This is a genomic window from Tenacibaculum aestuarii, from assembly GCF_964510395.1.
In the GTDB taxonomy this organism is placed as follows: Bacteria; Bacteroidota; Bacteroidia; order Flavobacteriales; family Flavobacteriaceae; genus Polaribacter; species Polaribacter aestuarii.
In genome coordinates, this window is the sequence record NZ_CAZEFY010000001.1 from 248,646 (window position 1) to 263,347 (window position 14,702).

The 14,702-nt window shown below is 32.8% G+C and carries 14 protein-coding genes; 10 read left to right on the forward strand and 4 right to left on the reverse strand.

All coding sequences use genetic code 11. The annotated features are described in order from the left end of the window. Positions 1-16 precede the first annotated feature (16 nt). Both ACKTSU_RS01245 and ACKTSU_RS01250 read left to right on the forward strand, forming a co-directional pair. Positions 17-1,795 carry a hypothetical protein gene (locus ACKTSU_RS01245; protein WP_408034570.1) on the forward strand — a complete coding sequence of 593 codons (1,779 nt, stop codon included), beginning with the start codon at positions 17-19 and terminating at the stop codon, positions 1,793-1,795. A 5-nt stretch (positions 1,796-1,800) separates the two neighbouring features. Beyond that, on the forward strand, positions 1,801-3,126 hold the full coding sequence (locus tag ACKTSU_RS01250) for a hypothetical protein (protein WP_408034571.1): 1,326 nt from the start codon (positions 1,801-1,803) through the stop codon (positions 3,124-3,126). A 3-nt stretch (positions 3,127-3,129) separates the two neighbouring features. Here ACKTSU_RS01250 and ACKTSU_RS01255 read toward each other — a convergent pair whose 3' ends face one another. The 3 genes from ACKTSU_RS01255 to ACKTSU_RS01265 are packed head-to-tail and all read right to left on the reverse strand — an operon-like array spanning position 3,130 to position 5,893. Beyond that, positions 3,130-4,224 (reverse strand): DUF3667 domain-containing protein, encoded by a 1,095-nt coding sequence (locus tag ACKTSU_RS01255; protein WP_408034572.1) that lies wholly within the window; start codon positions 4,222-4,224, stop codon positions 3,130-3,132. Then, a complete protein-coding gene (gene apaG / locus ACKTSU_RS01260) occupies positions 4,224-4,610 on the reverse strand; it encodes a Co2+/Mg2+ efflux protein ApaG (RefSeq protein ID WP_408035318.1) in 387 nt (128 codons plus the stop codon). The genes ACKTSU_RS01255 and apaG overlap by 1 nt, the downstream gene beginning before the upstream one ends. A 50-nt stretch (positions 4,611-4,660) precedes the next feature. After that, positions 4,661-5,893: a type IX secretion system plug protein gene (locus ACKTSU_RS01265; protein ID WP_408034573.1), complete on the reverse strand. Its 1,233-nt coding sequence runs from the start codon at positions 5,891-5,893 to the stop codon at positions 4,661-4,663. Positions 5,894-6,053: 160 nt separating this feature from the next. On the opposite strand from ACKTSU_RS01265, the gene ACKTSU_RS01270 reads away from it, so the two are divergent. Genes ACKTSU_RS01270 through nqrF form a run of 6 tightly spaced genes read left to right on the forward strand, consistent with a single transcriptional unit; the run spans position 6,054 to position 12,121 of the window. Beyond that, on the forward strand, positions 6,054-7,406 hold the full coding sequence (locus ACKTSU_RS01270) for a Na(+)-translocating NADH-quinone reductase subunit A (protein ID WP_408034574.1): 1,353 nt from the start codon (positions 6,054-6,056) through the stop codon (positions 7,404-7,406). Positions 7,407-7,409: 3 nt separating this feature from the next. Continuing rightward, positions 7,410-8,633, forward strand: coding sequence for an NADH:ubiquinone reductase (Na(+)-transporting) subunit B (locus ACKTSU_RS01275; RefSeq protein WP_408034575.1), 1,224 nt, complete (start codon positions 7,410-7,412; stop codon positions 8,631-8,633). Positions 8,634-8,635: 2 nt separating this feature from the next. Beyond that, entirely contained in the window at positions 8,636-9,376 is a 741-nt protein-coding gene (locus tag ACKTSU_RS01280; RefSeq protein WP_408034576.1) for a Na(+)-translocating NADH-quinone reductase subunit C, read from the forward strand. A 2-nt stretch (positions 9,377-9,378) separates the two neighbouring features. Then, positions 9,379-10,023, forward strand: coding sequence for an NADH:ubiquinone reductase (Na(+)-transporting) subunit D (locus ACKTSU_RS01285; RefSeq protein WP_028891371.1), 645 nt, complete (start codon positions 9,379-9,381; stop codon positions 10,021-10,023). A gap of 32 nt (positions 10,024-10,055) precedes the next feature. Beyond that, positions 10,056-10,805: an NADH:ubiquinone reductase (Na(+)-transporting) subunit E gene (gene nqrE, locus ACKTSU_RS01290; protein ID WP_028891370.1), complete on the forward strand. Its 750-nt coding sequence runs from the start codon at positions 10,056-10,058 to the stop codon at positions 10,803-10,805. Then, on the forward strand, positions 10,805-12,121 hold the full coding sequence (gene nqrF, locus ACKTSU_RS01295) for an NADH:ubiquinone reductase (Na(+)-transporting) subunit F (RefSeq protein WP_408034577.1): 1,317 nt from the start codon (positions 10,805-10,807) through the stop codon (positions 12,119-12,121). Before nqrE ends, nqrF begins: the two co-directional genes overlap by 1 nt. Positions 12,122-12,426: 305 nt before the next feature. Here nqrF and ACKTSU_RS01300 read toward each other — a convergent pair whose 3' ends face one another. Continuing rightward, a complete protein-coding gene (locus ACKTSU_RS01300; RefSeq protein WP_408034578.1) occupies positions 12,427-12,888 on the reverse strand; it encodes a Na(+)-translocating NADH-quinone reductase subunit F in 462 nt (153 codons plus the stop codon). Positions 12,889-12,956: 68 nt separating this feature from the next. Between ACKTSU_RS01300 and ACKTSU_RS01305 the strand changes: the two genes are divergently transcribed. Next, on the forward strand, positions 12,957-14,315 hold the full coding sequence (locus ACKTSU_RS01305) for a DEAD/DEAH box helicase (RefSeq protein ID WP_408034579.1): 1,359 nt from the start codon (positions 12,957-12,959) through the stop codon (positions 14,313-14,315). Further along, positions 14,315-14,674, forward strand: coding sequence for a Na(+)-translocating NADH-quinone reductase subunit F (locus ACKTSU_RS01310; RefSeq protein ID WP_299005692.1), 360 nt, complete (start codon positions 14,315-14,317; stop codon positions 14,672-14,674). Before ACKTSU_RS01305 ends, ACKTSU_RS01310 begins: the two co-directional genes overlap by 1 nt. Positions 14,675-14,702 lie beyond the last annotated feature (28 nt).

Sequence of the window (14,702 nt, forward strand, 5' to 3'; positions counted from 1 at the left end):
AAGCAAAAACAAACACATGAAAAAAATTATTGCTACACTACTGCTTTTAAACACTATTACAGTTATACAAGCTCAAAAATTAGAGACTAAAATACCTGAGAATGTTGATGTGCTAATCTCTGCAAATGCAGAAAACTTATTTAAGTTAATCAATGTGTCGGATATTGATGAAAATGCTATTGGAAGAGAGATTTTAAAAGATTTAAATAGAGATTATAGGAATTACGAGGATAAGTCTCAAGCGGCAGTTGTCGATGAGAATGAAGAGAGAAGTAAAGAGAATGAAGTAATTAAACATAAAGTTTCTTCTGTTGCTAAGGCAGGGGTGAATATTAATGCAAACGCATATTATTTCTTAACAAAGACGGATAGTATTTCGTATCATAACTTTTATGTTGAGTTAAATGATAGAAAAACGTTTGAATCTTTGTTGTATGAACGCGAAAAGAAGAAGCTTAAAACGGAAGGAAATTATAGTTACATTGCAGGACGTTCTTCTTTTAAAATTTGGAATGACCACACGTTATTACTTATAAACGGAAGTATGTCTTCATCATTTTTCTCTGATAACAAAGAGCGTTTAGAGCAGTTGAAAGAAGAAGGAGAATACAACTATAACTTCAAGAGAAGATTAGCTAGAGAATGGTCGAAAGAATATGGATTGAATGTTTTTGATAAAAACTACTCTAAATCAATTGCTTCAAACAGAAAGTTTCAAAAAAGTAAAAAGAAAAATTCATCAGCAACATTATGGGTGCGTAATTATGGTGAGTTAATGACAGATGTTTTTAAATCTTTTGGAAACAGTTTTTATCCTTTATATGCTGAAGGAAATCAAAATGTTTATGGAGTTGAAGAAGTAACTGCAAACTTGTTTTTTGAAAAAGATGATGCAAGAATTTTGTTAGATATGGCGGTTAGTTCTGATATGAGCAAGTCTTTTAAGAAGATTTACAATAAGAGAATGAACCGTAACTTGGTTAACAGTTTCGATCATGATAAGGCTTTAGCTTTCTGGAGTATTTCTTTAAACACTGAAGAAACATTAAAGCAGTATCCAGAATTGATCAATAAAATGTATGGAGGTATTTTGCCTAAGTTTCAAGAAGAAATTGAAATTGTAGGAGATTTATTTTCTTTAGTAATAGACGAAAAAGCTATTGGCGAATTAATTACAGGTGATGCATTGTTAGTGTTGAATGATTTTGCTAAAAAAGAAGTTGAGTACACTACCTATGAGTATGATAAAGATTACAAGCGTAAAGAAGTAACAAAAACAAAAGAAGATTTTGTGCCAGATTTCACGTTAATGATTGGTTCTGAGAAAGAAGAGTTATTAAATAAGTTTTATCAGATAGGAGCAAAGCACAATGCAGTAAAAATTCAGGATAATGTAGTTGAGTTTGTAACTAAAAAAGCAGATTTGCCATTTGGTTTATATTCTGTAGTGAAAAACGATGTGTTGTATTTAACAACTTCTAAAACTGGGGCATTAAATATTGCTAACGGTACTACAAATTTCAATACTAAAAAACATAGTAAATTAGTAAGAGATAATTCAACTGTATTGTATGCTGATGTGAACGCAATTTTAAACAAAGTACCGAGTGAGTGGATGAGTAAATCAGAAAAAGAAGCCTTACATTTTTCTACTGAAAACATGAATGATGCTGTATTTAGAGTTTCTAGAATGAAAGGAAACACCATTTCTTCTGAGTTAAAACTTTCAACGCAAGGAACAGAAGAAAACACCTTAAAATTATTATTAAAATTTATCAACTCGGTAGCGAAATAAACTGAATGATAAAAAAAATAGCATATATCTTTTTAATAGTATGCTGTATTATAGTTACGGTTGGGTTTTTTAGATACAATCCAACCGTAATTTATGCAGGAAAAGTTCCTGTTTCTGCAGAGGCGGTTATCCATATTAACCTTCGAGAAATAGAATACAATATACTTACTAGCTTTTTAGAGCATCCACTTTCTCAAGTAGATTTTAAAAAATCATCTACAGTAAAAGAAAAACAACGCTCGTTGTTAGATCAAATTGAAGTTCCTAATAGTGTGTTTTTGTATACGAATCAACAAGAATTCAAAGGGTTTTTAATCAGTGATAAAGTTTCGGTTAAAAACGATTTTGTTGAGGTTTTAAAAGAAACGGGATTTAAAGAAGAAAAGGTAGGGAAAATTACCATTTACAGGAAACAACAAATTACTTGTGTAGTTAACAATAACGAAGTTCAAATACTATTTAAGGTTGATAAAAGTGCTAAGGTTTCTAATGAGTTAATAGAGGTTCTTGATAAGGGGAATTACTTTTCTGATGATGCTGAAATTTTTTCGAATATTAAAAAACATAAAAGCCCGATAGCATTCAGTACGGATAAAGGAGGTTTCTTCAAAGTTTTGGTTGATGAAGGTCAGTTAAGTATTGAAGGGAAATTAAATGAAAATAACGATATTTTCTTGCCTTTTGAAGCTAGTTTTGAAGCTGATGCTATTGCTACTACTTCAGGGAAATTAAACACTAAAAAACTAGCTAAGATTTTACCAAAAAATGCTTCAGGAAAATTTAGAAAGCTTACTACATTATCATTAGATTCCATTGCTGCTAAATGGAACGGAGAGATGGATTTTAACCTTTCTTCATTTGTTAAGAAATCAGATACTATTGTAACTTATGAGTACGATGATGACTTTAATAAAGTGGAGAAAAAAGAGATCCAAAATACAATAACTCCTAACGTAACTTTTAATTTAGAAGGAGAGGGATTATGTGAGTATTTGCATGAAAAAGAGGTAATCAAACAAGTGGAAGATAACGAAGTGTTAACCCTAATGCCTCTGTTTACCACGTATAGTTTTTGTAAAGAGAGCGAGTTACAATTCACTTCGCAAAAACAACCAGTTTTAAATAAGCTTAAAAAACTTGATGATAAGTTTTATTTTTCGTTTGATGTGGCTCAATATCAAGCAAAAGATAGGGGGATATATTCTTTTAAAAACAACTATCTAGATAAAGTTCAGGTATTGGAATTGTCTGTAGCTAATAACAATCAGTTAAAAGCAACGATAAAGCTTAAAAACACTTCAAAAAACTTCTTTTTACAACTGTTGAATTAAAAGTTAATACAGCGCAAAAGTTATAGCCCAAACTATTACTATACCAAAAAACATCAGAGTTACAAAAACGGTGTTTATGATAAAGTATTTAATGAGTGTTTTAAAGAACGATTGACCGTAAAATTTTTTCATTGCTATAAATAAATACACTAAAAAGAGTATAGAAAAAATTGTAAGTAAATTATTACTGCTTTTGTTGATAAAACCTATGATGTAAAAAATACTAGCAAGTAGAAAAAACACGGTTTGTACATGAAAAACAAAGACTAAATGTTCAACATAAGTGTATTTTCTTCGAATGTATATAAAGGCTAAGAAAAGAGTAAACAAAGGAAGTAAAACAAATAACGAAATAGAGATATACGAGAAAAGTTGTTTGTTGAATTTATTACGTTCGTCGTCATTTCTTACATATGAGTTTACGAGTTTAACCTTAGAATATAAAAAGCGGTTACTAAAATTCTTTTCAATTTTTAAACTATCTAGAGCGCTTTCGGTAGAAAGGTTTGGGTTTTCTTCTTCAAACTTTAAGAAACTATAAAAAACAGAATTGTTAATATGATTTTGAACTGAATCTACTTCTTTTGTTGGGTCCTTTTTGTTTAGATTTAAAGAGTCTGTTTTTTTTTGATTCAGTTTTATTTCGCCAAACACAAGGTCGTGTAGCTGACTAATGTTAAGTTGTCTTGCTTCTTTGTTTTCAACGTTAATATTCAAAAAAGAGCTGTCGTTGGGAGTGCCTTTTCTAAGTTTTTCAAAATGGTCATAACTATTAATTGCTCCCAGAATCAAAAAGAAAATAATTGTTGTAGCTAAATAAAATCGAAACGGATTAGTGTATCGGATTCTTCTTCCTTCAATATAATCTTTCGAAACTTTTCCAGGATTAATTAGTAAAGGGATTAATGTTCTCCAAAACTTTGTGTCTAAAGAAAAGAAACCAGCAAAAAGTTCACGAAGAAAAACACTTAAAGTGATTTTTTTTCCTCTATTATGTTGTCCGCATTCAGGGCAAAATTTTTCATGACGAGTAAAAGGATATCCGCAATTTAAACAGTTAGGGTCTTTTATAACTGCAACTTTATTTTTTTTGCTCATTAGTTTAAAGTAGACGTAGTAGTTAGTTGAAAAGTTGGTATGATAACTAAAAACTCTTCTAAGGTTTTTGTGTTAATCATTTTATAATTACCACCCATTGCTCCTGTTGTTGAAAGTAAGAAACAATTAGATTTGTAGTTGTAAATGTCGTTTGGTTTTAAGGTAGGAGTTTCTCCAACAACACCTTCGCCTTCTACATATTCAGTGTTGTTAAGAGCATCAAAAATAACCCAAAAGCGTTCAAGTAGTTTTACGGTTTCTTTTGATCTGTTTTCAATAGTAATATAGTAGCTAAAGGCATAGTACTGCTGATAGCCCCTGTAAACGGTACCTTTGAAAGAAGTTTTTACCGAAATTTTTATCCCCTTAGTTACTTGCTGAAACATAGGATAAAGATAGTTCTTTTTCACTTTTTAGTCAATGTTTATTGTAAGGCTTACTTATTTTGATTAAAATAACCATTACCAACACCAATGACTCTGTCGTAAATTTCACCAAAAGGTTTGTAGTAAACAACCACAGTATATTCGTTTTCAGTTTGGAAAAATGATCCATCTATTTCATGTAAGTTAACAATGTTGTTTGAATTTAATGTAGCATAACTATAGTTATAAAAACCTTGTTTGAAAGGTAAAATGGCTTTGTAAATTCCTTGACTAGAATCATAGGTCATTTTGTTTTCTTCTGATAATTTATAATTATTGAAAGCACCATACACATACACATCTTTGTTTTCATAAGGCTCAAAAGCATCTAATGAGAAATGAACTAAAGAGTAATCAGCTTCGGTATCATCTTGTTCGTTATTTGCGTCTCGTTCGGTGGTTCTTACTACAAACTGTCCATTAATATCTGGATTGTAGGTGTAAGGTTTGTCTGCTCGAGGTTCATCAGTATATATATAACTGTGATATAAATTGTCACGCGTAACTTTAGCTACATTTAAACTGCTGTTTCTAATATATTTGGTGTCAAAATTTAAAAATTCATTACCTGCCCAAAAATTAGTTTCCACAGTGTGGTTATACAGTAATTGCTGAGGTTTAATGAATATAGGTTGTAAACTGTTAATAGCTGTATTCCAATTGTGATTTTGAAATAGTGTTACATTAATTTCTTGTGAAGGATTGTTGATTTGTAAATTAGGATGGTTTATTGAGAATTGAACAGTTTGTTGTTGGTTAGCTGTTGAGGCGTTTCTACTTCTAAAAACAGCTACACCTACGGTGGTTATATCTTCATAAAATACACATTTTCTGGTGAAAACAACCTCGTAATTTTCATCAATAACAGAAATTAAATAATTGCCACTTTTGGTAATAATGGTGTTCTGATTCGGTATTTCAACCCAATAATGCGTGTAGGGCTGAAGCGTGTTGAATGAATTTGAAAAATTGATGATTTCATTTTGTTCAAAACCTTGGATATATTGGTTGCTAGGCATTGAGCTAGGTTTCCAATCATGTGTCATATGTTCAATTTTGTACTGATATTGTTTGCTGTCAGCATCTAAATCATCAAAAGAAAGTTTTAAAACTTCACTTAAACGTACAATTGGAGCATATTGTTCAGAATTGTGCTTAGGGCGAAGTTGAACTGTTTTTATGTTTTGAGCATAGCTGTAAATAGTACAGAATAAAACAACGATAAGTAGGCTTCTTAATTTCATAATTAACAAAAATATCAAAATATACGCCAAAGACAATGTTTTTATTTAGAATAAATATAAATAATGTTGTTTCTTGAAGATAAAAATGGTTTTATTCTGCGGTGGATTTCAAAATTTTTAAATTTGCATGTTTTTAAGAAAATCAAATTAATCAGTTCCTATGTCAAAAGACATCCGTATTAAGAAAGGCTTGGATATCAAGCTAGTTGGCGAGGCAGAACAGGTAACTACCGAACTTCCATTAGGTAGTGTGTTTGCAGTAAAGCCAGATGATTTTCACGGCGTTATTCCTAAAATTTTAGCGAAAGAAGGTACAGAAGTAAAAGCAGGTGAAGCACTTTTTCATGCAAAAAGTGACGAGCGTATTTTATTTTCTAGTCCGGTTAGTGGTAAAGTTACGGAAATCGTTCGTGGAGCACGAAGAAAAGTTTTAGCAATTAAAATCACTGCTGATGCACAGCAGGAATACAAAGATTTTGGTAAGAAAGATGTTGATGCAATGTCTGGAGAAGAGGTGAAAAATCACTTATTTGCTTCAGGTTGTTGGCCGTTTGTAAAACAACGTCCGTACGACGTGGTTGCAAACCCTAATCAAGCACCAAAAGCAATTTTTGTATCAGCCTACGCAAGTGCACCTTTAGCAGCTGATTATGATTACGCATTGAAAGGTAAAGAAGCTGAGTTACAGGCTGCTTTAACAGCGTTAACAAAGTTAACTACTGGTAAAGTTCACGTTTCTGTTGCTAAAAACTCAACACTATCACCGTTTAAAGACGTGAAAGGAGTAGAGCTACATAAAGTTTCTGGACCACACCCATCTGGTAACGTAAGCACACAAATAGCACAGATTAGCCCTATTAATAAAGGAGAAGTTGTGTGGGTAGTAACACCACAAGACTTAGTTGTTATTGGGGAGTTATTATTAACAGGTAAGTTTAATATTACTCGTACTCTTGCTTTAGCAGGGTCTAAATTTAACAAGCCACAATATGTTACTGCAAAAGCAGGAGCACAAGTTGCTGATATTGTTAAAGAAAACTTAGATGCTGATAACGCACGTGTTATTAGTGGAAATGTATTAAGCGGTGTGCAAGTTGGAGAAGATGGTTTCTTAGGGTACTATGACAACATGATTACTGCAATTCCTGAAGGAGATGATTATGAATTCTTCGGATGGAATAAGCCAATCTTTGATAAGATATCTACTTCTAGAGCATTAACATTTTCTTGGTTAACCCCGAAGAAAAAGTATGACTTAAATACGAATACTAACGGTGAACACAGAGCATTTGTGGTAACTGGTTCGTATGAAGAAATTTTTCCGTTAGATATCTATCCGATGCAATTATTAAAAGCTTGTATGTATAAAGATCTTGACGAAATGGAAGGATTAGGAGCTTATGAAATTGCACCAGAAGATTTTGCATTAACAGAATTTATTTGTGTATCGAAACAACCTCACCAAAAAATAATTCGTGAAGGATTAGATTTAATGAGAGAAGAATTAGGATAAGATATGGGCTTAAAACAAAATTTACATAATTTAAAAGAGAAATATAAAGGTACTAAGATGGCGCCTGCGTTTAACGCAATCCACACCTTTTTATATTTGCCAAATGAGACTACTCATGGAGGAACTCATATCAAGGCAGCCGATGATTTAAAGCGTACCATGAATACAGTAATTATGGCATTAGTACCATGTTTACTTTTCGGTATGTTTAATGCAGGGTATCAACACAACGCTGCAATTAATGGCTTTACTGAAGGAATGTCTTTCTTTAGTGGAGACTTTTGGAATATGGACAATTTCCTAGTTGGTTTAACTAAAATTTTACCATTAGTAATTGTATCGTATTTAGTAGGTTTAGTAATCGAATTTATCTTCGCTGTAATTAAAGGACACGAAGTAGAAGAAGGTTACTTAGTAACAGGAATGTTAGTTCCGTTAATCGTACCAGTAGATTTACCATTATGGATGTTAGCTGTAGCTGTAGCTTTCGGTGTTGTAATTGGTAAAGAAGTATTTGGTGGTACAGGAATGAACATCTTAAACCCAGCGTTAACAATTCGTGCATTTTTATTCTTCGCATATCCAACTTGGATGTCAGGAGATAAAGTATGGGTTCACGGAGCAGATCCTCGTGTAGGAATGTTAGGAACGAATGGTGTACCTGATGCTATCTCAGGAGAAACAATCTTAGGTAGTTTAGCACAATCACAACCATTACAACACTCAGTTTCTGATATGTTCTTCGGATTTATTCCAGGTTCAGTAGGAGAAACTTCAACATTATTAATCTTATTAGGAGCTTTATTCTTAATCTTTACAAAGATCGGAAGCTGGAGAATCATGTTATCTTCAGTAATCGGAGCTTTAGTAATGGGATTCATCTTCAATCAAGTAGTTGATATGGGATGGGTTGGTGAAACTAGTAAGTTTTACGGATTAATGAGCTTAGACTTCTGGAAACATTTATTAATTGGAGGTTTTGCATTTGGAGCGGTGTACATGGCAACTGACCCTGTAACAGCAGCACAAACTAACAAAGGAAAATGGATTTACGGTTTCTTAATCGGATTTATCTCGATTATGATTCGTGTATTCAACCCAGCATATCCAGAAGGAGTAATGTTAGCGATCTTATTAATGAACGTATTTGCTCCAACTATCGATCACTACGTGGTTCAAGGAAATGTAAAAAGAAGATTAAAACGTTTAAAAGCTAAAACTGCCTAATTATGAGTAAGAAGACAGATAGTAATGTATATACGGTAGTATTCGCAATAGGAATGGTACTAGTAGTGGGTGCGTTGTTAGCTTTTACAGCGTCATCACTTCGCCCAACAATCGACGGAAATAAGCGTATCGAAAAGCAACAAAATATTTTGTATGCTATGGGTGTAAACGAAAATGATGAAACAAGTATTGAGTTTGTTTCAAAAGATAAAGTAGCTGATGAGTTTGCTAAATACATCAAAAAACAACTAGTAATCGAAGGAGAAAATGTTTCTGAGGATGCTAAAGCATATTTAATTGATGTTAAAAAACAACAAACAGCAGCTAAAGAAGGTAAAACAAGAAAATTACCATTATTTGTAGGTGAAAAAGATGGAACTACATTTTACATCGCACCAATTAGAGGTAAAGGTCTTTGGGATGCTATTTGGGGATATGTTGCAATGGATAAAGACATGGTAGTTCAAGGAGTTTTCTTTGATCACAAAGGAGAAACACCAGGTTTAGGAGCTAATATTAAGCAACGTTTCTTTATGGATGATTTTATTGGAGAAGATTTAATGAGCAATGGTTCTTTTAAAGGAATTGCAGTTTCTAAATCAAACAATGATCCAAAGAACGAAGATAAGAACGATAATGAGGTAGATGCCATTGCAGGAGCTACAATTACTGGAGACGGTGTAGCTGCAATGATTAAATCTGAATTAGGTTTATACGTACCTTACTTTAAAACATTAAAATAAATATGGGACTTTTATCAAAAAAAGACGCAGCGTTAATTACTGATCCACTAGCAGATAATAACCCAATTACTATTCAAGTATTAGGTATTTGTTCTGCATTAGCAATTACGGCAGAGTTAAAAGCTTCTATTGTAATGTCTTTATCGGTATTATTTGTATTAGGAGTAGGAAATGTGGTAATCTCGTTAATGAGAAATATTATTCCATCAAAAATTAGAATTATTGTACAGTTAATCGTAGTAGCTACTTTAGTAATTATTGTAGACCAAGTGTTAAAAGCATTTGCGTACGATTTAAGTAAAACCCTATCGGTATTTATTGGGTTAATTATTACCAACTGTATTATCATGGGACGTTTTGAGGCATTTGCTTTAGGTAACGGACCTTGGAGATCTTTCTTAGATGGTATTGGTAATGCTTTAGGATACGCAGTAATCTTAATTATTGTAGGATTCTTTAGAGAGCTATTAGGTTCAGGTACTTTATTAGGATTTAAAGTATTAGGAGATCCTATCGAGAAAACAGGATTGTATGCTTTAGGATATGAAAACAACGGATTTATGTTATTATCACCAATGGCATTAATTGTTGTAGGTATTATTATTTGGGTACAACGTACAAGAAATAAAGCATTAGTAGAAGACTAACCTAAGTTAGTATTCATTAAAAATATAGAGAAATGGAACATATAGAATTATTTTTCAAGTCGATATTTATAGATAACATGGTATTCGCAACCTTCTTAGGAATGTGTTCATACCTTGCAGTATCTAAAAAAGTATCAACAGCCGTAGGTTTAGGAGCAGCCGTTATTTTCGTATTAGCGGTAACTGTACCAGTAAACTGGTTGTTAGATCAGTATTTATTACAACCTGGAGCTTTAAAGTGGTTAGGAGCTGAGTATGCAGACTATGATTTAAGTTTCTTATCATTCATCATGTTTATTGCAACAATTGCAACCATGGTACAATTGGTAGAAATTATTGTAGAAAAATTTGCGCCAGCATTATATAACTCTTTAGGAATTTTCTTACCGTTAATTGCTGTAAACTGTGCAATTTTAGGAGGATCGTTATTCATGCAATCACGTGAAATCCCAACATTAGGTTTATCATTAACTTACGGTGTAGGTTCTGGTATCGGATGGTTCTTAGCAATTTTAGCAATTGCAGCTATTCGTGAAAAAATCAGATATTCATCTGTACCACCAGCGTTAAGAGGATTAGGAATTACATTTATCATTACAGGTTTAATGGCTATCGGATTTATGAGTTTCGGTGGAATGTTAACAGGTGGTGATGATGAAGGTAAAAAAGAAGAAACTACAGCAGTTCAGGTTGAAAAGAAAGAAGTAGAAGAGAAGAAAGTTGAAACAACTGAAGAGAAAGCTGAAGAATTAGCTAATAACACTAAAGAAATTACAGAATAATGGTATTTTTAGAAGTAAGCACAGGAGGAACAGTTGCTATTACAGTATTAGCGTTTTTAGCGGTAATCTTAGTTTTAGTAGCGTTATTATTATTTGTAAAGCAAAAGTTAGCACCATCTGGACCTGTAAAAATTACAATTAATGGTGAAAAGACAATAGAAGTACCATCAGGAGGAACTTTATTATCTACCTTAGGTAATGAAAAAATCTTCTTACCATCAGCTTGTGGTGGTGGTGGTTCTTGTGTACAATGTGAGTGTCACGTAAATTCTGGTGGAGGTGAAGCTTTACCAACAGAAACACCTCACTTTACACGTAAAGAATTACAACATGGTGTTCGTTTAGCATGTCAGGTAAAAGTAAAACAAGACATGGATATTTCTATTCCAGAAGAAATTTTCGGAATTAAGAAATGGGAAGCAACTGTTGTAAGAAACTATAACGTAGCAACCTTTATTAAGGAGTTTGTAGTTGAGATTCCAGAAGAAATGGATTATAAAGCAGGTGGGTATATTCAAATTGAAATACCACCATGTGAAATAAAGTATGCTGATATGGATATTTCTGCACATCCACAAGATCATCCAGGTGAGCCTGATAAATTTGAGGCTGATTGGGATAAATTTAACCTAAGGCCATTGGTAATGAAGAATGAAGAAACTGTAGAGAGAGCATACTCTATGGCTTCTTACCCTGCAGAAGGACGTGAAATCATGTTAAATGTTCGTGTAGCAACACCTCCTTTCGACCGTGCTAAAGGCGGATGGATGGATGTAAATCCAGGAGTAGCATCTTCGTATATTTTTAATCAAAAACCAGGAGATAAAGTAACTATTTCCGGACCTTATGGTGAATTCTTTATCAATGATTCTGAAGCTGAAATGCTATATGTAGGTGGTGGAGCTGGTATGGCACCAATGCGTTCACATATTTATCATTTATTTAGAACTTTAAAGACCGGTAGAAAAGTAACATACTGGTACGGAGGTCGTTCTAAAGCAGAATTATTCTACATTCACTACTTTAGAGCGTTAGAAAAAGACTTTCCAAACTTTAAATTCTACTTGGCATTATCTGAGCCATTAGAAGAAGATAACTGGAAGGTTAAAAAAGATATTAATGATGAAAGCGGAGATGGTTTTGTTGGGTTTATTCACCAAGTTGTAATAGACCAATATTTATCTAAGCATGAAAGTCCTGAGGATTTAGAATTATATTTCTGTGGACCACCATTAATGAACAAAGCAGTACAAAAAATGGGTGAAGATTTTGGTCTAGATGACGAAAACATTCGTTTTGATGACTTTGGAGGATAATCACTTAATAGTGACTTTAAATATAAAACCGATACAATATTGTATCGGTTTTTTTATACAGTAAAAATGACCACTGGTAATTAATAATCAACCAATTATAGATTTTTTAACCTTTAGTTAAACTGAATGGTTTTCTTTTGTAGCTATCTACTAAATATTTAACCAAACTAAATCTATGAATTGCCCAAATTGCCAATCTATTTCGATTAGAAGAAAAAGAAGAAGTCTCATTCAAAAGATTGTCTTTTTTAATAAGAAAAAATTTAAGTGCTTTGATTGTAAAACGATGTTTTTTGCAAAATGATTTATTCGTAAATCACATCAAACTTATAAACAGGATTATCTTGTTCATATTCAAAAATCTTAGAATAATCCATAACATTAGGTATTTCTTCTAGCTCGCATAAATGTTTAACAACTGAACCCAACCCGTTAAATAAAACTTCTTTGTTTGTAGGGGCTTGAGGTTTTGGGTTGTAGTGACATAGTGGAACAGTAAATCCGCAAGCTTCTAAAAATACTTTTTCAATCTGTAAGAGTTCTAAAGGTGAGTAACCATTAAATTTTCTACCTAAATTTTGATGTACCCTACCAACATAGCTTAACTCTAGCGAACCATGACCATTTGTTAGGTGTTTCCAGCTATCTCGGTTATCTAAAATATTACCAACCGCACAAGCTGAACAACATTCAGGGTTTAATTCGTCATTATGAAAAGCATTATAAAGCTTTATAAGTGCTTGCTCTAATCTTTTAGGTGTTTCCATAATCAAAATGAATTAAGTCCTTTAAATATACAAAATATTGGTTGTACCTTTGCATCAAATTATTGTTAATGACTACTTTTCAAGATTTAGACTTATCAAATCCACTAAGAAATTCAATTGAAGAATTAGGTTTCGTTAATCCAACACCTATTCAAGAACAAGCTTTTCCTGTAATTCGTTCAGGAAAAGACGTTGTAGGTATTGCTCAAACAGGTACAGGTAAAACCTTTGGGTATTTATTACCTATACTTCGCGATTTAAAGTTCTCAAAACAACAACATCCTAGAGTGATGATTTTAGTGCCTACACGTGAATTAGTTGTGCAGGTGGTTGATGAAATTGAAAAGTTAGCAAAGTACATTACGTTAAAAACTGTAGGGGTTTATGGAGGTGTTAATTTGAACCGTCATAAAGAAGCAGTTATGCAAGGGGCAGATATTATTGTAGCTACTCCAGGACGTTTATACGATCTAGCATTAAGTAATGTGTTAAAGTTAAAATCTATTCAAAAATTAGTGATTGATGAAGTAGATGTGATGCTTGATTTAGGTTTCCGTTTTCAGTTGTTAAATATCTTTGATTTACTACCACAACGACGTCAAAACATCATGTTTTCGGCAACGATGACGGAAGATGTAGAAGCATTGATTGATGATTTTTTTATAGCACCACATAAAATAGCCATTGCAGTTAGTGGAACTCCGTTAGATAATATTCAACAGACAAGTTATGACGTTCCGAATTTTTATACAAAAGTCAACTTATTGAACTATTTGTTATTCGATAAATCGGAGTTTAGTAAAGTATTGGTGTTTGCACCGAATAAGAGAAACGCAGATAGATTGTTTGATTGTGTGGCTGAAGAATTTCCGTCACAAGCCTGTGTAATTCACTCGAACAAAACACAGAATTATCGTTTACGTTCTATTGAACAATTCAATAAAGGAGAAAAACGAATCTTAATTGCAACCGATGTAATTGCTCGTGGATTGGATTTAGAAGAGGTTACTCATGTAATCAATTTTGATGTGCCACATTTCCCAGAAAACTATATGCACAGAATTGGTCGTACAGGTCGTGCTGAACGTGAAGGGAAAGCAATTTTATTTGCTACGGAAAAAGAGCAGGAAGCTAAACAAAGAATAGAGGAGTTAATGGATTATACAATTCCGAAGTTAGAAATTCCTGAACAAGTAGAAATAACCAAGCAGTTAACGGAAGAAGAGCGTCCGAAGGAAGAAAGAGAAGTGAATAAAAATAGAACTTCTCAAGAGTATGAGGCAGGTCCAGCTTTCCACGAAAAAAAGGAAAAGAATAAAAAAACAAATCAAGGAGGTTCGTATAGAAGAGAGCTTGCTAAGAAATACAAAAAGCCAAAAACTAGAGGGGATAAAAACTACAACAAACGCAATAAGAAACGTAAATAATGCAAGAACTTACCAAACAAGAACTCCACAATTTAGGAATGAATATTGTGGGTAAGAAACTGCAAGAAATGGGGTATGAATTTGTTGCAATCAATAGCGAGTTGAAAAAACATCCGCAGTTTGTGTTGTATAAAAAAGGAGAGCCTACTATTTTTGTATTGGTAAAAACTACAAATAACATTCAGTCACCACAAGAATATGATGTGTTATGGATGGAAACCTTTAAAGAACACGCAAAAAATCAAAACGCAAAAGTTTGGTATGCAGGAATTGGTATTGCTAATGCAGAGAGTGTAGAGCTACCCGTTTTTAAAGATCAACCTTATTACGTAGCTTTTGATGATTTTATTAAGTTTTAATACTTGTCATATCGAGTGATTTTGTTCT

Bases quoted from the DNA above. Each gene is read 5' to 3' on its own strand.
- ACKTSU_RS01255 (WP_408034572.1), bottom strand. From the start codon at position 4,224: ATGAGCAAAAAAAATAAAGTTGCAGTTATAAAAGACCCTAACTGTTTA.
- apaG (WP_408035318.1), bottom strand. From the start codon at position 4,610: ATGTTTCAGCAAGTAACTAAGGGGATAAAAATTTCGGTAAAAACTTCT.
- ACKTSU_RS01270 (WP_408034574.1), top strand. From the start codon at position 6,054: ATGTCAAAAGACATCCGTATTAAGAAAGGCTTGGATATCAAGCTAGTT.
- ACKTSU_RS01280 (WP_408034576.1), top strand. From the start codon at position 8,636: ATGAGTAAGAAGACAGATAGTAATGTATATACGGTAGTATTCGCAATA.
- ACKTSU_RS01310 (WP_299005692.1), top strand. From the start codon at position 14,315: ATGCAAGAACTTACCAAACAAGAACTCCACAATTTAGGAATGAATATT.
- ACKTSU_RS01300 (WP_408034578.1), bottom strand. From the start codon at position 12,888: ATGGAAACACCTAAAAGATTAGAGCAAGCACTTATAAAGCTTTATAAT.
- ACKTSU_RS01275 (WP_408034575.1), top strand. From the start codon at position 7,410: ATGGGCTTAAAACAAAATTTACATAATTTAAAAGAGAAATATAAAGGT.
- ACKTSU_RS01265 (WP_408034573.1), bottom strand. From the start codon at position 5,893: ATGAAATTAAGAAGCCTACTTATCGTTGTTTTATTCTGTACTATTTAC.
- ACKTSU_RS01245 (WP_408034570.1), top strand. From the start codon at position 17: ATGAAAAAAATTATTGCTACACTACTGCTTTTAAACACTATTACAGTT.
- ACKTSU_RS01285 (WP_028891371.1), top strand. From the start codon at position 9,379: ATGGGACTTTTATCAAAAAAAGACGCAGCGTTAATTACTGATCCACTA.
- ACKTSU_RS01250 (WP_408034571.1), top strand. From the start codon at position 1,801: ATGATAAAAAAAATAGCATATATCTTTTTAATAGTATGCTGTATTATA.
- nqrF (WP_408034577.1), top strand. From the start codon at position 10,805: ATGGTATTTTTAGAAGTAAGCACAGGAGGAACAGTTGCTATTACAGTA.
- nqrE (WP_028891370.1), top strand. From the start codon at position 10,056: ATGGAACATATAGAATTATTTTTCAAGTCGATATTTATAGATAACATG.
- ACKTSU_RS01305 (WP_408034579.1), top strand. From the start codon at position 12,957: ATGACTACTTTTCAAGATTTAGACTTATCAAATCCACTAAGAAATTCA.